Origin of the sequence: Pseudomonas sp. TE3-3-F2023 (genome assembly GCF_036784815.1) — a bacterium.
In the GTDB taxonomy this organism is placed as follows: domain Bacteria; phylum Pseudomonadota; class Gammaproteobacteria; order Pseudomonadales; family Pseudomonadaceae; genus Aquipseudomonas; species Aquipseudomonas pudica.
This window is the reverse complement of the sequence record NZ_CP145113.1, coordinates 4,269,340-4,287,637: the sequence shown is the minus strand read 5'-3', so window position 1 is coordinate 4,287,637 and position 18,298 is coordinate 4,269,340. Positions and strand designations below refer to the sequence as shown.

The window sequence follows — 18,298 nt, the reverse complement described above, 5'->3', positions numbered from 1 at the left end:
GCCGCAAAGCGGCCCCGGCAAACTCAGGCTTTACGCTCTTCAGCCTGGCACGCCGCCGCGGTAAACAGCACATCGGTCGAGGAATTCAGCGCCGTTTCCGCCGAATCCTGCAGCACGCCGATGATGAAGCCAACCGCCACCACCTGCATGGCAATTTCGCTCGGGATGCCGAACAGGCTGCACGCCAGCGGAATCAGCAGCAGCGAGCCACCGGCCACGCCCGAGGCGCCGCAGGCACAGACCGCCGCCACCACGCTGAGCAGCACGGCGGTCGGCATGTCCACCGGGATACCCAGAGTATGCACTGCCGCCAGGGTCAGCACGGTAATGGTGATGGCGGCACCGGCCATGTTGATGGTCGCGCCCAGCGGGATCGACACCGAGTAGGTGTCTTCATGCAGGCCAAGGCGCTCCGACAGGGCCAGGTTGACCGGGATGTTGGCCGCCGAACTGCGGGTGAAGAACGCGGTGATACCGCTTTCGCGCAGACAGAGCAGGGTCAGCGGGTAGGGGTTGCGGCGGATTTTCCAGTACACGATCAGCGGGTTCATCACCAGCGCCACGAACAGCATGCAGCCGATCAGTACTGCCAGCAGGTGCAGATAGCCGAGCAGGGCATCCAGGCCCGACTGGGCCAGCGTGGCGCTGACCAGGCCGAAGATGCCCAGCGGGGCGAAGCGGATGACCACGCGCACGATCAGGGTTACGCCGTTGGACAGGTCCTCGACCACGGTGCGGGTGGTTTCGCCGGCATGGCGCAGGGCCACGCCCAGGCCGATGGCCCAGGTCAGTATCCCGATGAAGTTGGCGTTGAGCAGGGCGTTGATCGGGTTGTCGACCGCACTCAGCAGCAGGTTCTGCAGCACCTCGGTGATGCCGCCCGGCGCGCTCAGCGTAGCGTCGCTGGTGCTCAGCACCAGGTTCGACGGGAACAGCATGCTGGCGGCCACGGCGACTACCGCGGCGCCGAAGGTGCCCAGCAGGTACAGCCAGAGGATCGGGCGGATGTGGGTTTCCTGGCCGTGGCGGTGGTTGGCAATCGAGGCCATGACCAGGATGAACACCAGCACGGGTGCCACCGCCTTGAGGGCGCTGACGAACACTTTCCCGAGGAATGCCATGTCGCGGGCGATGGCGGGCGCAAGCATGGCCAGGGCTATGCCGGCAATCAGGCCGATGACGATCTGCGTCACCAGGCTGGTGCGGTTGAGGAAGCGGAGGATGGGGGTCATGTGCAGCGATATCCCAGCATGTTCAAAAAGGGCGCGACTTTACCATAGACCTTCGTCGAGCAGGGCGGCCTGAAGAACTCAGCGCCCGCGCCGACGCGACACCCGCGCTTCGATGTTCTTGCGCCCGATCAGCAGTGGCGGCTTCTCCACTACCGGCTCGTCTGCCAGCCACTTGTACATCACCAGGCAGTCCACCAGCCCAAGTCGGGCATGGCGGTAGGCCTTGGGCAAACGGCCAACGGTTTCGAAGCCCAGCTTGTGCCAAAGCGCCACTGCCACCTCATTGGTGGCCACCACCGAATTGAATTGCAGGGCCAGAAAACCCTCCTGGCGCGCCTGTTTCTGTGAGTGCTCGCACATCAACCGCGCAACGCCGCGGCCGCGTGCCGGTTCACAGACCATGTAGCCGCAATTGCCCACGTGCCCACCAGGCCCTGCGGTATTGGCCTTGAGGTAATACGAACCCAGCAGCTCGCCGTCTTCCTCGGCCACGAATGTGCGCACGGGTAACTCCAGCCATAGCTGGCGGGCCTGATCGAAACCGAGGTCGGGGTCGAATGCGTAGGTTTCACGAGCCTGTACTACGGCCTGAAAGGTGGGCCAGAAGCGTTCGAAGTCTTCCGGCGTCATCGGGCGGATGTGGATCATGCGGGTTCCTGCAAGGGCTGGGCCGCCCAGTCTGGGTGGCGCGGCGCCGTCGCGCAAGGGCGGCGACGCCATTTGCGTTCAGCCGTTGGCCTTGCCTACCGCATCCATGGCACGTGCCGAGTAGACCAGCGCGGCACCGGCGTTCATCGCCACGGCCACGCCGAGGGCTTCGGCGATTTCCTCGCGGCTGGCGCCGTGCTTGACGGCCTGTTGCGAGTGCACGGCGATGCAGCCGTCGCAGCGGGTGGTCACGGCCACGGCAAGGGAAATCAGCTCGCGGGTCTTGGCGTCCAGGTGGTTGGTCTTGGCCCCTGCGCCGCTGGCGGTCATGTAGCCGGCCACGGTGTCAGGGGAAAGCTGCTTGAGATCGCCGATGCCGGCCATCAACTGCTTACGGTAGGCGTCCCAGTCCATCATGCTCATCGTCTTCACCTTGGAGAGGTTGCGAGTGGAGCTTTCAGGCTAGTCGAAGAGTGGGAAGGGTGAGACTTGTACTTTGGTTGGTTGCGCGCAGGCCCTTGGGCTGCGCGCAACCACAGCGATCAGATGTAGATGAACACCAGCACCAACGCCGCGACGAACGCCCACTTCTCCAGATAGTAGCGCGTGCGGTTGCGCTTCTTCAGTGCCTTGCCACGTTCGCGGATCTTGTAGATACGGGTGAACAGCCGGTTGATGCCACCGGTCTTGTCCCCGGCATCGTTGGGTGCGGCGGCAGCGGCCATGACGTTGCGGCTGAACCAGCGATTGAACGCGGTTGCCCAGCGGTACTTGAGCGGGCGTTCCACGTCGCAGAACAGGATTATGCGGTTGTGCTCGGTGGTATTGGCCGCATAGTGGATGTAGGTCTCGTCAAAGACCACGCCCTCGCCGTCGCGCCAGGAATACTTCTCACCATCCACATCGATGTAGCAACCGTCGTCGTTCGGCGTGTCCAGGCCCAGGTGGTAGCGGTACGAACCGGCATACGGGTCGCGGTGGCGCACCAGCTTGGCGCCCGGCGGCAGGGTGGCGAACATGGCGGCCTTGACCGTGCCGATACCTTTTAGCAACTCGGTGGTGCGTGGGCACAGGGTCATCGCCGATGGGTGGCTTTCGCCGTACCACTTCAGGTAGAAGCGCTTCCAGCCGGTCTTGAAGAATGAGTTGAAACCGACATCATCATAATTGTCGGACTTCTTGATTTCGCCCACATGCAGCAGCTGTTGGGCTTCCTCGCGGATCTCCTGCCAGTGGTCCTGCAGCGTCTGCAGTTCGGGGAAGGCCTCCACCGGCAGGTAAGGCTTGGCCGGGTGCCTGGAAAACAGGTACAGGAAGCTGTTGACCGGAGCCAGGAAGCTGGAGTGATCGCCCAGCTGACGGGTCAGCTTGTGACGAACCCGACCGCGCAGGTGAACATAGGCGATCGAGAGGGCGAAGAGGAGTACGAGTGCAATTTTCATGGACGTTTACTTGTCGAAAAATGGCCATGCGCCATGGCATAAGCCCGCCAGCATAAACAATCATGGGGGTAGTTTGTACTTATTGTTGCGAAACGACGGGGCGACTTAGGTGTAATGCCCTACAGCCTTGCGCAAACGTTTCATGTTGAGGAGTTCGTATGATTCAGGACGTACGCCCCGGCGGAACCCCCTTCAAGCGGTTGTTTTTCGCCTTGCCGGTCAGCGAGGCTCAGCGTCGCGCCCTGGCTCAGTGGCGACGTGGCTTGAACCTGCGCAGCGGCAAGCCGGTGCCGGCCGCCAACTTCCACGTGACATTGCTGTTTCTGGGCGATGTGGATACCGCCCAGGTGCCTGCAATTTGCGCGGCGGTCGACCAGCTTTCGCTGTCGTCCGCAGCACCGCGGCTGGTACTGGACCGCTTGCAGGTGTGGCAGCGGGCCAGCGCCTTGGTGCTGGAGGCACAGCAGACGCCGCCGGCCCTGTTGCAGCTGGTGTACAGCTTGCAGCAGGCGCTGCTGCCGTTGGGAGTGGAAGCGGCCGACCGTGAGTATCGCCCGCACCTGACGCTGGCCAGGGATTACCGCGGCCAGCCGCCAGAAGCCAGCAGCGCGCCGGATTTTTACCTCGCCGCCCGCCATTTCACACTGTACGAGTCGCGCAAGGGCGCTTATTGGCCATTGGCGCAATGGCCGCTGTCGAGCTGATTCAGGCCATGGCGCCAGGGCAGGCGATTACACCGGCAGGCTCTGGTACGGCAATTCATCCCCGGGGCTGCGGTCGAACTGGCGCTTGTATTCGCGGCTGAACTGCGAGGTGCTCTGGTACCCCACCCGGTGCGCGGTCTGTGCCACCCCCAGGCCTTCGCCGATCAGCATCTGCTGCGCCTTCAGCAGCCGCAGGCGCTTGAGGTACTGCATCGGTGCCATGTCGGTGCAGCGCTTGAAGTGCTCGTGGAAGGTCGAAACGCTCATGTTGGCGCGCGCGGCCAGCGCTTCCACGCTCAGCGGCTCGGTGTAGTGTTCGCGCAGGTAGGCAAGGGCGGCGCCGATGCGGGCGAAGTGCCCTTGTTGCTCCACCAGCGCCCGCAACACGCCCGCCTGTGGGCCGCGCAAGGCGGTGTACAGCACCTCGCGTACCCGCGCCGGGCCCAGTACCCTGGCGTCCACTGGGTCCTGCAGGCAGCGCAGCAGCCGTTCCACGCATTCGCGCATCGGCGCATCCAGTGCCGCCGAGGTCATCGACTGCGGGGTTTGCGCCTGCACTGCGGCATCCGGCGCCAGGGCCATGCTTTGCACCAGTTCACCCAGCACGCTGCGGTCGATATCCACCGCCACGCCCAGCAACGGTGCTTGGGGAGTGGCGAAGGTTTCGCACATGAACGGTACCGACAATGCCTGCACCAGGTAATGCCCGGCGCCGTACTCCAGGGTACGCGGCCCCAGGCGTGCCAGCTTGCTGCCCTGGGCCAGAATCATCAGGCTGGGTTCGTAGATCTGCGGGCTGCTGGCCACATAGTGATCCCAACTCAGCACCTGCACCTGGGGCAGGTGCGTAGGCACGAAGCCCGGGCGCGTGGCGAGGCTGCGGATCAGTGTGCAAAGCGGCGCATTGGCGTCGACGTGTCGGGTCAATTGCATGATGGACCTGGGCAGAGGATCAGACAGTTTGATCATCGCAGAATGAACGCTCGGCGCCAGATGTTGCATGGCATCTTCGGAGAATCAGGCATCGATACCGGAGAATCAGCCGTGGGCGGAGCCACGCATGGCGCGCAGAATGCGCAGCCTGAATCGTTTCACTTCATAGCGAGGCCCTGCATGTACACCGCCATCGGTTACGCCGCCCAGACCCCCACCAGCCCTCTGGCTCCCATGACCTTCGAACGTCGCAGCCCGCGCCCTGACGACGTCGCCATCGATATCCTGTACTGCGGCGTGTGCCACTCCGACATTCACCAGGCGCGCAACGAATGGGGCATCGCCGTGTACCCGCTGATGCCTGGCCACGAGATCATCGGCCGCGTCACTGCGGTGGGCGACAAAGTGACCGCGCACAAGGTCGGCGACCTGGTCGGCGTTGGCTGCATGGTCGACTCATGCCGCCACTGCGAAGCCTGTGCCAAGGACCTGGAGCAATATTGCCTGGAAGGCCCGACCATGACCTACGCCACCCCGGACCGGGTCGACGGTAGCAACACCATGGGCGGTTACTCCAGCAGCATCGTGGTCAGCGAGCACTTCGTGGTGCGCATCCCGGCCGGCATGGACCTGCCCAGCGCCGCGCCAATTCTCTGCGCCGGCATCACCACTTATTCGCCGCTCAAGCACCACGGCGTCGGCCCTGGTCACAAGATCGGCATCCTCGGCATGGGCGGCCTGGGCCACATGGCTATCAAGCTGGCCAAAGCCCTTGGCGCCGAAGTGACCCTGTTCACCCGTTCCCAGGGCAAGGCCGAGGAAGCCCGTCGCCAGGGTGCCGACCATGTGATCGTGTCCACCGATGCCGAGCAGATGCACGCCGCGGCGGGCCGTTTCGACTTCCTGCTCGACACCATCCCGGTGCAGCACGACCTCAACCCGTACCTGGAAACCCTGAAATTCGATGGTGTACACATCCTGGTCGGCCTGATCGAGCCGATCGCCCCGGCGGTGCACGCGGCCAATCTGGTGATGAAGCGTCGGGTGCTGGCGGGGTCATTGATCGGCGGAATTGCCGAGACACAGGAAGTGCTGGATTTCTGTGCCGAGCACGCGATTCGTTGTGATATCGAGTTGCTGGATATCCGCAATATCAACCAGGCGTATGAGCGGATGATTGCCGGGGACGTGAAGTACCGGTTCGTGATCGACATGGCCACTTTGCAGGGCTGATTGGTTGCCTGTCCCGGCCTCTTCGCAGGCTCGTCCGCTCCCTCAGGTACAGCACAGGCTTCGTGAGCTGTGATTTGCCTGTGGCAGCGGGTTTACCCGCGAAGAGGCCGGCACAGGCAATGAAGACGCTGGATCTGTTACCAGGCCAATGCCCTGTCCCAGCCTTTCCAGAACAACCACCGCCGTACCTCGCCATGCGCCCCGGTACCGATCTGCCAGGCAGGCCGCCCGCTATCCAGGGCAACCACCGAAACAAACCCGGCATGGCTCGCTGCCACCAGCGTACGCCCGTCAGCACTGATATCCAGCGCACTGATGGTCGACCCCAGGTAATGCTGCCAATGCTCCACGCCATCTTCGCCAAACGCCCGCAGGTAACCATAGGCATCCCCCACGATGTACTCACCGTCGCGCGCCACGCCGGCATACACCCGTGCACCATCCTGTACCAGCGGGGTACGTGGGTCCTGGCTGTAGTAGTCGGTGTCCAACCCCGGCAAGTCGGCCACCCTGACGGCAAGTGTGGCACCGCTGTAGAAATGGCAGGCATTGACTATCAACTGGTCACCCGCGTGGTTGAACAGCGCAAAGTGCGGATACTCGCTGGCCGGGCCGATTGCTGCTACGGGCCTGAGCTGGTCGTCCAGTACCAGATGACGGCTGCCTTGTTCGCCGACCACGATCAACCGGCCATCCACCGACACCGCACCATGCTCCATGCTCAGCCCGAGGCTGATGTCGTCCGGGTCGGTGCCTTCGTCCAGTTCGTCGAGCACCCGCGCCTGTTGCGGCAGCAAGCGGGTCGCGCCGTGGCGGGCCAGCAGGAAGATACCCTCGGCACTCACCAGCAGCACCCGCTGGCCATCCGGGAAGGGGATCAGTGCGGACGGCGTGGGCGGCAGTTCGAATGGCTCGAACGGGTAACCCGGCGGCAACCCCTCCAGCCCCGTGGGCCAGCTCAGGCGCAGCACCTGCGGGCCCCCCCAGCCATCGGTCACGCGTATGCCCTCTGCATTGGCCAGGGCGAAATAGCGCCGGGCCGGACAGCGGCCGAAGTGATCGACGCCGATCACCGGGGTCACCCCGAGATTGTCAATGCGCACCACCTGGCCTTTGTCATGCGGCATGCCGATGCGTGCCAGCAGGCTGCCATCCTCCAGCAGCAGGACGTTGCCGATGCCTTGCCCGTGCTCCTTGATCAGCGGTAGCAATGGGTGGTGGGCGGGCGGCCAGGCTTCGCGGAAGGCTTGCTGTTCGGAGGCTTCGACGCCAGGCCGGTTGGCTGCTTGCAGGGCTTGCAGCCAGGCATCGAGCAAATGCTCGGTGGCTTGCGGCAGGGGCTCTTCCAGGTCATCCCAACCTTGCGCGCGGCCCTGCGCGACATAGTCGTTGACGGCCTGCGCATAGGCGATGACCGCCTGCTGCCACTGCTGCTGGGTGTGCTGCTGGTCCATTAGCGGATCGGGCTCCTTGTTGCATACGCGTTCGTACAAAGCGCGCATGTTACTCCTTCTGCCCGCTTCGCGGTTGTGAGCCCCCGGCTTGACGCGTACCATGCCGGGCATTCCTTCCAATAACAAAGCGTGCGTCCACACCCCGGCAAGCGGGTGACTGGCGTGCGTCCTGTTGCCTTGCCTGCGGAGAAGCGGTTTGCACCCATGAATGGACCCATACCCACCAACATGCCACCCACGGCGGGTAGCGGCAGCTGGCTGAGCGTCATTGCGCTGGCCCTGGCGGCCTTCATCTTCAACACCACCGAGTTCGTCCCGGTGGCGCTGCTCAGCGACATCGGCCGCAGCTTCGACATGAGTACCGCGCAGGTCGGCCTGATGCTGACCATCTACGCCTGGGTGGTGGCGCTGGCCTCGCTGCCGATGATGCTGCTGACCCGCAACATCGAGCGACGGCGCCTGTTGCTGTTCGTGTTCCTGGTGTTCATCGTCAGCCACTTGCTGTCGTGGTTGTCGCAGAGCTTTGCCATGTTGCTGGTCAGCCGCATCGGTATTGCTTTGGCGCATGCGGTGTTCTGGGCCATCACCGCTTCCCTGGCGGTGCGTGTAGCGCCGCCCGGCCAGCAGGCCAAGGCGCTGGGCCTATTGGCCACTGGCACCACCCTGGCCATGGTCCTGGGTATCCCGCTGGGCCGCGTGGTGGGCGAAGCGCTGGGCTGGCGCATCACCTTCCTGAGCATTGCCGGGGTGGCGCTGGCGACCATGCTGTGCCTGATGAAGTCGCTGCCGCTGCTGCCCAGCCAGAACTCGGGTTCGCTGCGCAGCCTGCCGATCCTGTTCAAGCGCCCGGCGCTGGTGATCACCTATGTGCTGGTGACGCTGGTGATTACCGCGCAGTTCACCGCTTACAGCTACATCGAACCGTTCGCCCTGCACGTGGCGCAGATAGGCGGTGAGCGCACCACACTGGTGTTGCTGCTGTTCGGCGGTGCCGGGGTATTCGGCTCGTTGCTGTTCAGCCGTTACAGCGACCGCTTCCCGCATGGCTTCCTGGTGGGCTCGATCGGCCTGTTGGCGGCGTGCCTGTTGCTGCTGTTGCCGCTGTCGGGCAACTTCTACGTGTTTGCCGCGTTGAGCATGTTCTGGGGTGTGGCGATCCTCAGCTTCAGCCTGTCGCTGCAGTCCAAGACCCTGAAGCTGGCGTCCGATGCCACCGATGTGGCCATGGCGCTGTTCTCGGGTATCTACAATATCGGCATCGGCGGTGGTGCTTTGCTGGGCAGTATCGTCAGCAGCCAGCTGGATGTGGCGGATATCGGCCTGGTGGGCGGTAGCGTGGCGGTGGCCGGGTTGCTGCTGGCTGTGGCCAGCACCCGGCGATTCCGCGAGGCGATGGGCGGGGGGGCAGGGCATTCCTGAATGACCGCGCTGTTTTTTTCGCGGGCACGCCCGCTCCCACAGGTACTGCATCAACTTCAGGCACGATGCAGTACCTGTGGGAGCGGGCGTGCCCGCGAAGAGGCCGGTACTGGCAATAGCGGGCTCAAGCCAGTACGGCAGCCCACGCAGAAATCAACAACATCCCCGCCAACACCTGGTTGAACACCCGCAACCGCCGCGGTGCCTGCAACCAGCGCGCGCTGCCCACTCCCAGCAGCGCCCAAGCCGCCATGCTTGGCAGGGCGATCAGCAAGAACACCAGCGCCAGTTGCCATACTGGCACCGACGGCGCGGCAAACACCCCGACCACCGCCACGGCCATCAACCAAACCTTCGGATTGACCACCTGCAGAGCGGCCGCGCTGAGTGCACTGAGGCCTTGCACCGTGGCTGCCTGTAGCGGGGCGGTGGCACTGCGCAACATCTTCCACGCCAGCCAACTCAACCACAAAACCCCGGCCCAGCTCATCAACTGCTGGGCCAGCGGGTGGCGCAGCAGCAGTTCACCCAGCCCCAGGCCCACCATCAGCACGATCGCCGCTGCGGCACCGCAGGCCGCAACGACCGGCGCCAGGCTCGCGCACAGGCCAAAGCGGGCCCCATGCGCAAGAATCAACAGGTTGGTCGGCCCCGGGCTGATGCTGGATACCAGGGCAAACAGGATGAAGGGCAACAACGACTGCGACATGATCAAGGGCTCCGGATAAACGAAGCACCATGCTCGCTGCCCGCCGCCTTTCAGTCTGGAAGGTTTGAGCAGCGCCTGCGGTAGTCGGCCGGGGTCAGCTGGTAGGCACGGCGGAACCAGCGCCCCAGGTGGCTCTGGTCGGCAAAGCCCAGGGCCATGGCCACTTCGGTGGGAGTCTGGCCCTGGGCGAGCAGGCGCCGCGCCCGGGCCAGGCGCAGCTGGATCAGATAGGCATGCGGCGCCAGGCCGAATGCAGCCTTGAATGCGCGGGTGAGGCGGAAGCGGTCGATGCCACAGGCCTGGGCCAGGTCTTCCAGGCCGATGTCGCGCTCCAGGTTGGCGTGCAGGTAATCCCGCGCGCGCTGCGCGGTCAGCGGCAGGCGCGGGTCCGGGTTCAGGCGCCGGCGCCAGTGCAGGTGGCGGGTCAGGCAGGCCAGCAGGTCGTCCATGGCCGTCTGCCGGACAATGCGCAAGTCCTGGGTATGCACGGCCTGGAAGGCGAGGGCAGTGGCACGCGCCAGGCGCTCATCGTGGCACAAGGTATCGGCGAAGCTGGGCAGGCTGTCGCCCGGCGCGTGTTCGAAAAGTGCCCGCAGTTGGCTGTCCACCCAGGTGGGTTCCAGGTACAGGGTCGAATAGGTGAAGCCGTCCTCGGTGGGCGCATGGCCGTCATGGATTTCACCGGGTTCCAGCAGGAATACGTGCCCCGGCGTGCTGCGATGGCGTACTCGCCGGCAATCGAACTGCTGCACACCCTGCTCGGTAACGCCAACCAGGAAGCTGTCGTGCCAGTGCGGGTCGTAGGCATGCCCGACGAAATGCGCGCGGACCGACTCGATGCCGGTGTCGGCGTCTTGCTTGAGGTCGATCCAGTTGCTCATGGGGGCGTGCCGTGGCGCAAATCGCTACCTTAGCGCAATGGCCAGGCTCAGTCTGGAACGATTGTGCAGCCGTTGGTCAGCGCCCGGTTACGCAAGGCCTCGAAGCGTTCGCGCAGCCACAGGTGCAGTTGTGCCACCGCTGGGCTGAGTTGCTTGCGGTGCGGGCACACCAGAGTGACCGGGGCGGGCTCACCATGGTGTTCGGGGAGGATGATTTCCAGCTCGCCGGCCGCGATGTTGGCGCTTACGTCCAGCCACGACTTGTAGACGATGCCTTCGCCCTGCAAGGCCAGGCGGCGGATCACGTCGGCATCGTCGCTGACCAGCGGCCCACTCACCTGCACGGTGCGGTTGCCCACCCGCCACTTGTCGTAGACCCGGTTGTACTGCATGTACAGCAGGCAGGCATGCTGCTGCAGGGCGTCGGGCGTGAGCGGGCGGCCGTGGCGGGCCAGGTACTCGGGCGCAGCCACCAGCACCCGGCGGTTCCAATCGGCCAGCGGCAGGGCAATGTAGTTGGCGTCCAGGTTGAGGCCATAGCGGATCGCCACATCTACCGGGTCGCGGTTGAGGTCGGCGATCTGGTCGGACAGGAGGAAGCGCAGGTGCAGGGCCGGGTGCTCGCGGCGGAAGGCGCTCAGCCACGGCAACAGCATGTTGCGGCCAAGGTCGGACGGTGCCGAAACCTGCAGGTTGCCGCGCAGGGTGTTGGCGTTGCCATGCAGGTCTTCACGCCCCTGGCGCAGGCTCTCCAGCACATTCAGGGCAGTCGGCAGGTACAACTCGCCTTCGGCGGTCAGGCGCAGGCTGCGGGTGGTGCGGGCGAACAGGCGCACGTCCAGGTCGCGCTCCAGGCGCTTGATCGCGGCGGCAACCTGCCCTGGCAGCAGTTCGGCCTCGTGGGCGGCGGCGGTGAAGCTGCCCAGCACGCTGCTGCGGACGAACAGTTCGAGGTCTGCGATGCGCAGCATTTTCACTCCTAGGGTGAAAGTGTTGGTGAATTATGCCGGTTTTTCTTTTCTGCAGGAAAGATAATATGCTCGGCAAATCCCCTGTTCATCCCGGAGTTGTTGCATGGATACCGTCTCGCTGGCCAAGCGCCGTTACACCACCAAAGCCTACGATGTCTCGCGCCGAATTCCCCAGGCCACTGTCGATGCGCTGCTCGAGCAACTGCGCCACAGCCCGTCTTCTGTCAACTCGCAACCTTGGCATTTCATCGTTGCCGACAGCGCCGAGGGCAAGGCCCGCCTGGCCAAGAGCACCGCAGAGCGCTATGCCTACAATTCGTCGAAGATCCTCGATGCCTCGCATGTGATCGTGTTCTGCACCCGCACCGAAATGACTGAAGCGCACCTCAATGCCGTGCTCGACCAGGAAGCTGCCGATGGCCGCTTCCGTGATGAGCAGGCGCGTGCCGGCCAGAACCAGAGCCGCCGGCACTACGTCGACCTGCATCGCTTTGACCAGAAGGACGTGCAGCACTGGATGGAAAAGCAGACTTACCTGGCGTTGGGTACTGCCTTGCTGGGGGCTGCGGCACATGGGCTGGATGCTACGCCGATCGAAGGCTTCGACAGCAAGGTTCTCGATGCCGAGCTGGGCTTGCGCGAGCGTGGGTTCACCAGTGTGGTCATTCTCAGCCTGGGCTATCGCAGCGAGACGGACTTCAACGCTGGCTTGAACAAGTCGCGCTTGCCGGCTTCGCAGGTGTTCACCTTCCTGTGAGGTTGCCGGGGCCGCCCTGCGGCCCCGTTCGCGAAGCAGGGCCGTTCCCACAGGATGGCATCGCCTTCAAGGCTTTCACAGGCCTCATGAACTGGCATATGTCCGGCATATGCCGCATACTTGTCGGCAAACGCCGGAAAGGAGAGAGCCATGCTTGCCGAAGTGCTTCGCGACAACGGTTACCACGAGTACCGGGCGCGCCTGCATGCACTGCTGGAAATCCCCGAACTCGCCAGTGACTTCGAAATCCACACCCGCATCACCCATGGCTTCGCCGCCACCTGGCTGGTGAAACTGACCGAGCTCGGCGTGTTCACCCCCGTGGAGCGTGACCAGATCATTCCCCTGCGCACGCTGAAAACCCGAATCGAACGTGACCAGCCACTGACCGTGGAAGAAAGCGACCGGCTGTTCCGTTCGGCTCATATTACCGCCATGGCCGAAGCCGTGTTCGGTGAGGCGGGCAAGGCCAAGCGCTGGCTGTCCAAGCCCAAAGAGCGCTTCTCGGGGTTGACACCGATGCAGATGCTCACCACCCAGCAGGGCACCACCCAGGTCGAAGAAATGTTGCTGCAGATCGCCGAGGGCTTCGGCCTGTGATTCTGTGGCGTATCAGCGCCTATGCAGACTTGAGCGGAACGGGCGGCTTGCGTGTCAGCGGCCGCTGGCACCAGGCCGGCCGGCCAGTGGTGTACGCCGCCACCAGCCCGGCCGGGGCGATGCTGGAGGTGCTGGTGCACCTGGAGATCGACCCTGAGGATTTCCCCACCACCATGCGGCTGCTGCGTATCGAGTTGCCCGACACCGTTTCGCAAGCGCAGTTGCCCGCCTTGCAGCCTGGCTGGTCGAGCCAGACCGAACTGACCCGGGGCCTGGGCAACCGCTTTCTGGACGAGTGCTCGGCATTGCTGCTGCCGGTGCCGAGCGCGATCATGCCCAGCACCACCAATTACCTGTTCAACCCGCGCCATCCGCAGGCAAACAGTGCCAGGCTCGAGGTCGAGGACTTCACCCCGGACAGCCGGCTGTTCTAGGGAAGGCTCACCAAAGTGCCGCTGACGCCGCTGTCAGCACCCGGCCAAACACTTCGAGCGCCTTGTCCACTTCAGCCTCGTTGCTGAAACGCCCGATGCTCAGGCGCACGCTGTTGCGTGCCTGGCGCTCATCCAGCCCCAGCGCGAGCAGCACATGCGAGGCCGCATTGCTCGCAGAGTTGCAGGCCGAGGTGGTCGACAACGCCAGCTCGCTGGCCAGCGCCGCGCTGTTGAAGCCCTTGCTGTCGATACACAGGTTCAGGGTATGGGGAATGCGCTGGTTGGCGCAGCCGTTGAGGGTGACGCCGGGCAGGGCCAGCAAGCCTTCGCGCAGACGCCTTGCCAGTTGCTCAAGGCGCAGGTTTTCGCTGTCGCCGGGTTGGCCGGCCAAGGCAAAGGCGCTGCCCATGCCGGCAATCTGATGGGTCGCCAGGGTGCCGGAACGCAGGCCCTGCTCATGGCCACCGCCGTGCATCTGCGCACGCATCAGCATGCGGGCGCGTGGCCCCACGTAGAGCGCACCGATGCCCTTGGGCCCATACACCTTGTGCGCCGAGAACGACATCAGGTCCACGGCCATCGCGTTCAGGTCGATGGCCAGTTTGCCCACCGCCTGCGCCGCATCCACGTGCAGCAGGGCACCATGGGCACGTACCTGTTCGCCAATCGCGGCAAAGTCAGTGATCGTACCCAGTTCATTGTTGACCGCCATCAGCGACACCAGGCGTGTGTCGCCGCGCAACGCTGCCTGCACCGCCGCAGGCTGAATCAGGCCGGCGGCATCCGGTGCCAGGCGGGTAACGGCCCAGCCCTGGCGCTCCAGTTCGGCCACCGTGTCGAGCACGGCCTTGTGTTCCAGTTGGCTGGTGATCAGGTGCCCGGGCTGGCCGAGGCCCTGGGCAATGCCCTTGAGCGCCAGGTTGTTGGACTCGGTCGCACCTGATGTCCAGACCAGTGCAGCGGCCTGTGCGCCGACGCGTTCGGCCACTTGCTGGCGGGCCTGCTCCACGGCGTGGCGGGCGGCCTGGCCAAAGGCATGGCCACTGGATGCCGGGTTGCCGAAGTTGGCCTGGCTGCCAAGGCAGGCAAGCATGGTTTCGATGACCCGGTCGTCGACCGGAGTGGTGGCGGCGTAATCGAAGTAGAGCGGGGCGCTGGGCATTGGGGCGGGTCCGTGTCTGTCGCCGTGAAATCGACGATCGTTGGAGCAAGCGTACCCGCTGCTTGAGAGATATTTTTCGCTTCCAGCGGCTCTATTCTCAAGATGCTCAAGAAAAATTTCTATCTCCTGAGGTTTTCTTGGAAATTTTTTCTCCCCGTTACGAGGGCTCAGCAAAAGGCCCTCGTCAGCCTCTTCAGGCGGGTGCCAAGGCCCTTTCTTCCTCGGCCACCACACGTTCGCACAACTCGGTGATCTGCTCGCGCATCCAGCGGTTGGCTGGGTCCTGATCGGTGCTTTCATGCCAGTACAGGTGCGTTTCCAGCGCAGGCACCTCCACCGGCAGTGGCTGGTAACGCAACTGATGGCGACGGGCGAAGCGCTCGGGGACGGTCATCGCCATGTCGGTCTGCTGCAATACCTGCGAGGCCATCAGGTAATGCTGCGAGCGCAAGGCAACCTTGCGCTGTACGCCCATCTTGCCCAAGGCCAGGTCGACATAGCCCAGGCCGTTGCGACGGCTGGAAATATGGATGTGGGTCATGCCCAGGTAGTTGTCGAGGGTCAGCTTGCTGTCGGCCAGCGGGTGGCCCTGGCGCAGGGCGCAGACATAGCGGTCTTGCATCAGTTTGACGTGGCGTACCTGCGGGTCGGTGTTCAACGGTGCGTCGATGGCGAAGTCCAGGCGGCCGGCGGCAAGTTCCTTGGTGGTCTCGCGGCGCTTGCACAAAAAGCTTTCGATCAGCACCGCCGGCGCCAGGCGGCGCAAGCGCTGGAACAGCGGTGGCAGGATCACCGCTTCGGTAAGGTCGGTCATGCTGATGCGGAAGGTCTTGTTGGCCTGTTGCGGGTTGAAGATGCGGCTTTCCTGCACCGAGGTGCGCAGCAGTGCCAGGGCATTGCGCACCGGGCCGATGATGTTCTGCGCCATGGGCGTGGGCACCATGCCTTGCGCGGTACGCACGAACAGCGGGTCGTTGAAGGTTTCGCGCAGCCGCGAAAGGGCGTTGGACACTGCCGGCTGGGTGATGCCGACGATCTGCCCGGCGCGGGTCAGGTTGGCTTCGGTATAGATCGCATCGAACACGATGAACAGGTTGAGGTCGACCTTGCTGAGGTTCATGGGCGCCGCTCTTTGTTGGAATTATTGGCCGATCATATATCGGTTATGAATGTTTATACACGCGGAAAATAGACTAGGTGGATGGGGCCATGCTGCTCTAGGCTCTGGCCCATGTACTCCGAACCGTGAAGGTAGCCCCGATGGATTTCGCCTATTCGCCCAAGGTCCAGGCACTGCGTGAGCGCGTCAGCGCGTTCATGGACGCCTATGTCTACCCCGCCGAGGCGGTGTTCGAGCGCCAGGTCGCCGAGGGTGACCGCTGGCAGCCCACCGCGATCATGGAAGAACTCAAGGCCAAGGCGCGCGCCGAAGGGCTGTGGAACCTGTTTCTGCCCGAATCGGAATACGGTGCCGGCCTGAGCAACCTGGAATATGCCCCGCTGGCGGAAATCATGGGCCGTTCGTTGCTCGGCCCGGAGCCGTTCAACTGCTCGGCGCCGGACACCGGCAACATGGAAGTGCTGGTGCGTTATGGCAGCGAAGCGCAGAAGCGCCAGTGGCTGGAGCCGCTGCTGCGTGGCGAGATCCGTTCGGCATTCGCCATGACCGAACCGGACGTGGCGTCCTCGGATGCCACCAACATGGCCGCCACTGCAGTGCGTGACGGTGACCAATGGGTAATCAACGGCCGCAAGTGGTGGACCTCCGGCGCTTGCGACCCGCGCTGCAAGGTAATGATCTTCATGGGCCTGTCCAACCCTGAAGGGCCACGCCACCAGCAGCACTCGATGGTGCTGGTGCCCACCGATGCGCCTGGTGTGAAAATCGTGCGCCCACTGCCGGTGTTCGGCTATGACGATGCTCCCCATGGCCACGCCGAGGTGCTCTTCGAGAACGTGCGGGTGCCGTATGAGAACGTGATCCTGGGTGAGGGCCGTGGCTTCGAGATTGCCCAGGGGCGCCTTGGCCCCGGCCGCATCCACCACTGCATGCGCTCGATCGGCATGGCCGAGCGCGCGCTGGAGCTGATGTGCAAGCGCTCGTTGGAGCGTACCGCCTTCGGCCGGCCACTGGCGCGTCTGGGCGGCAACGTCGACAAGATCGCCGACTCGCGCATGGAGATCGACATGGCCCGGCTGCTGACGTTGAAAGCGGCATACATGATGGACACGGTCGGCAACAAGGTCGCCCGCAGCGAGATTGCACAGATCAAGGTAGTGGCGCCGAACGTGGCACTGAAGGTGATCGACCGGGCTATCCAGATTCATGGCGGGGCAGGGGTGAGTGGCGATTTCCCGCTGGCTTACATGTACGCCATGCAGCGTACCTTGCGCCTGGCCGACGGGCCGGATGAAGTGCATCGGGCAGCGATCGGCAAGTATGAGATCGGCAAGTATGTGCCGGCGGAGATGATGCGTAGCGGGCGGTGATTTTGCCCGCCTGTTCCGGCCTCTTCGCGGGCTTGCCCGCTCCCACAGGAACTGTGCCGCCTCCAAGCTGTGCGCAATACCTGTGGGAGCGGGCAAGCCCGCGAAGAGGCCCTTGAAGGCTCACTCTGGATGGTCAGACCCGCATCTGCGGGTCTTCCTCCTTCTCGCTTACTGTGCGATCGGCATTTGAAGGCTGTCTGGATTGAGCACCCTCGATTTCCGGCTTCTCCCCCCGCGTCTTGACCAGCGAAACAACCACCCCACCCAGCAACAACCCGAACGTCACCCCCAACGACAACAACGCCGGCACCTTGCCCACCATGCCGTGGTAGAAGATCTTGCAGCCAATGAAGATCAGCACCAGTGCCAGCGCGTACTTGAGGTAAACGAACCGGTGCATCAGTGCCGCCAGCGCAAAGTACAGCGAGCGCAAGCCGAGGATGGCGAAGATGTTCGAGGTGTAGACGATGAACGGGTCCTGGGTGATGGCGAAGATTGCCGGGACGCTGTCGACTGCGAACACCAGGTCGGCCAGTTCGATCAGTACCAGCGCCATGAACAGCGGGGTGGCATGGCGTAGCGCCTTGTGCTGCCCAGGCGGGGTGTGCTGCACGAAAAAGTGCGAGCCGTGGATCTGCTCGGTGACCCGCATGTGCCGACGCACGAATTTCAGGACCGGGTTGTTCGCCAGGTCCGGGCGGCTGTCCTCCTTCGACAGCGCCATCTTGACCCCGGTAAACAGCAGGAAGGCACCGAAGATATACAGTACCCAGGCGAAGTTCTGCACCAGCGCCGCGCCCACGCCGATCATGATCGCCCGCAGGAAAACCACCCCGAGGATGCCCCAGAACAGCACGCGGTGCTGGTAGCGGCGGGGGATGGCGAAATAGCTGAAGATCATCGCCATGACGAACACGTTGTCCATCGACAGCGACTGCTCGACCAGGAACCCGGTGTAGAACTCAAGCGCAGACTGCGCGCCCAACTGGTACCAGACCCCGACGCCGAACAGCACGCCGACGCTGAAATAGCCCGAATACAGCAGCAGGCTCTCGCGCATTTCGATTTCCCGCTCGTGGCGGTGCAGCACGCCGAGGTCGAGTACCAGCAAACCGATGACGATGGCCATGAACACCAGCCACAACCAGGCGCTGGTACCGAGGAACGGGGTGGTGAGGAATGTCTGCAGAGCTGTCATGAGCCCCTCCTTCAATGTCGACGTTGCATGG

19 protein-coding genes are annotated in these 18,298 nt (G+C 64.0%); 7 read left to right on the top strand and 12 right to left on the bottom strand.

The genetic code is table 11. The features are described from left to right. Positions 1-23 precede the first annotated feature (23 nt). The 4 genes from sstT to lpxO form a co-directional block, all read right to left on the bottom strand. Positions 24-1,232, bottom strand: coding sequence for a serine/threonine transporter SstT (sstT, locus tag V3314_RS19655; RefSeq protein ID WP_046614982.1), 1,209 nt, complete (start codon positions 1,230-1,232; stop codon positions 24-26). A 78-nt stretch (positions 1,233-1,310) separates the two neighbouring features. Beyond that, positions 1,311-1,880 (bottom strand): GNAT family N-acetyltransferase, encoded by a 570-nt coding sequence (locus tag V3314_RS19650; RefSeq protein WP_046614983.1) that lies wholly within the window; start codon positions 1,878-1,880, stop codon positions 1,311-1,313. Between the two features lie 78 nt (positions 1,881-1,958). Next, positions 1,959-2,303 carry a carboxymuconolactone decarboxylase family protein gene (locus tag V3314_RS19645; RefSeq protein WP_013973174.1) on the bottom strand — a complete coding sequence of 115 codons (345 nt, stop codon included), beginning with the start codon at positions 2,301-2,303 and terminating at the stop codon, positions 1,959-1,961. A 119-nt stretch (positions 2,304-2,422) separates the two neighbouring features. Then, entirely contained in the window at positions 2,423-3,322 is a 900-nt protein-coding gene (gene lpxO / locus V3314_RS19640) for a lipid A hydroxylase LpxO (protein ID WP_046614984.1), read from the bottom strand. Positions 3,323-3,480: 158 nt separating this feature from the next. Between lpxO and thpR the strand changes: the two genes are divergently transcribed. After that, complete coding sequence (gene thpR, locus V3314_RS19635) at positions 3,481-4,026, top strand: RNA 2',3'-cyclic phosphodiesterase (RefSeq protein WP_108481627.1); 546 nt, start codon at positions 3,481-3,483, stop codon at positions 4,024-4,026. A gap of 27 nt (positions 4,027-4,053) precedes the next feature. Here thpR and V3314_RS19630 read toward each other — a convergent pair whose 3' ends face one another. Then, a complete protein-coding gene (locus V3314_RS19630; protein WP_085599292.1) occupies positions 4,054-4,959 on the bottom strand; it encodes an AraC family transcriptional regulator in 906 nt (301 codons plus the stop codon). A 180-nt stretch (positions 4,960-5,139) separates the two neighbouring features. On the opposite strand from V3314_RS19630, the gene calA reads away from it, so the two are divergent. After that, on the top strand, positions 5,140-6,192 hold the full coding sequence (gene calA, locus V3314_RS19625; RefSeq protein WP_135002907.1) for a vanillin reductase: 1,053 nt from the start codon (positions 5,140-5,142) through the stop codon (positions 6,190-6,192). Between the two features lie 137 nt (positions 6,193-6,329). Here calA and V3314_RS19620 read toward each other — a convergent pair whose 3' ends face one another. After that, positions 6,330-7,646, bottom strand: coding sequence for a hypothetical protein (locus V3314_RS19620; RefSeq protein WP_046614989.1), 1,317 nt, complete (start codon positions 7,644-7,646; stop codon positions 6,330-6,332). Between the two features lie 204 nt (positions 7,647-7,850). Here V3314_RS19620 and V3314_RS19615 point away from each other — a divergent pair, with 204 nt between their 5' ends. Continuing rightward, entirely contained in the window at positions 7,851-9,065 is a 1,215-nt protein-coding gene (locus V3314_RS19615; protein WP_135002906.1) for a sugar transporter, read from the top strand. 124 nt (positions 9,066-9,189) lie between these two features. Here the strand turns inward: V3314_RS19615 and V3314_RS19610 are convergent, their stop codons facing one another. The 3 genes from V3314_RS19610 to V3314_RS19600 are packed head-to-tail and all read right to left on the bottom strand — an operon-like array spanning position 9,190 to position 11,626. Beyond that, positions 9,190-9,774 carry a LysE family translocator gene (locus tag V3314_RS19610; protein ID WP_135003017.1) on the bottom strand — a complete coding sequence of 195 codons (585 nt, stop codon included), beginning with the start codon at positions 9,772-9,774 and terminating at the stop codon, positions 9,190-9,192. 50 nt (positions 9,775-9,824) lie between these two features. Further along, complete coding sequence (locus V3314_RS19605; RefSeq protein ID WP_108481623.1) at positions 9,825-10,655, bottom strand: AraC family transcriptional regulator; 831 nt, start codon at positions 10,653-10,655, stop codon at positions 9,825-9,827. Positions 10,656-10,702: 47 nt separating this feature from the next. Beyond that, positions 10,703-11,626, bottom strand: a complete 924-nt coding sequence (locus V3314_RS19600) for a LysR family transcriptional regulator (protein WP_085599284.1) — start codon at positions 11,624-11,626, stop codon at positions 10,703-10,705. Positions 11,627-11,729: 103 nt separating this feature from the next. On the opposite strand from V3314_RS19600, the gene nfsB reads away from it, so the two are divergent. The 3 genes from nfsB to V3314_RS19585 all read left to right on the top strand — a co-directional run bounded on the left by nfsB (position 11,730) and on the right by V3314_RS19585 (position 13,417). Beyond that, complete coding sequence (gene nfsB, locus V3314_RS19595; protein WP_085599282.1) at positions 11,730-12,383, top strand: oxygen-insensitive NAD(P)H nitroreductase; 654 nt, start codon at positions 11,730-11,732, stop codon at positions 12,381-12,383. A 150-nt stretch (positions 12,384-12,533) separates the two neighbouring features. Beyond that, positions 12,534-12,983: an antitoxin Xre/MbcA/ParS toxin-binding domain-containing protein gene (locus V3314_RS19590; protein ID WP_013973163.1), complete on the top strand. Its 450-nt coding sequence runs from the start codon at positions 12,534-12,536 to the stop codon at positions 12,981-12,983. Beyond that, entirely contained in the window at positions 12,980-13,417 is a 438-nt protein-coding gene (locus tag V3314_RS19585) for an RES family NAD+ phosphorylase (protein WP_015270851.1), read from the top strand. Before V3314_RS19590 ends, V3314_RS19585 begins: the two co-directional genes overlap by 4 nt. A 7-nt stretch (positions 13,418-13,424) precedes the next feature. On the opposite strand, the gene V3314_RS19580 is transcribed toward V3314_RS19585, so the two are convergent. Beyond that, a complete protein-coding gene (locus V3314_RS19580; protein WP_196172517.1) occupies positions 13,425-14,579 on the bottom strand; it encodes an aminotransferase class V-fold PLP-dependent enzyme in 1,155 nt (384 codons plus the stop codon). 193 nt (positions 14,580-14,772) lie between these two features. Then, positions 14,773-15,699: a LysR family transcriptional regulator gene (locus V3314_RS19575; RefSeq protein WP_025339647.1), complete on the bottom strand. Its 927-nt coding sequence runs from the start codon at positions 15,697-15,699 to the stop codon at positions 14,773-14,775. A 140-nt stretch (positions 15,700-15,839) separates the two neighbouring features. Here V3314_RS19575 and V3314_RS19570 point away from each other — a divergent pair, with 140 nt between their 5' ends. Further along, positions 15,840-17,069 carry an acyl-CoA dehydrogenase gene (locus V3314_RS19570; RefSeq protein WP_338459562.1) on the top strand — a complete coding sequence of 410 codons (1,230 nt, stop codon included), beginning with the start codon at positions 15,840-15,842 and terminating at the stop codon, positions 17,067-17,069. Positions 17,070-17,202: 133 nt separating this feature from the next. On the opposite strand, the gene V3314_RS19565 is transcribed toward V3314_RS19570, so the two are convergent. Beyond that, complete coding sequence (locus tag V3314_RS19565) at positions 17,203-18,267, bottom strand: TerC family protein (protein ID WP_196182769.1); 1,065 nt, start codon at positions 18,265-18,267, stop codon at positions 17,203-17,205. Between the last annotated feature and the right edge of the window lie 31 nt (positions 18,268-18,298).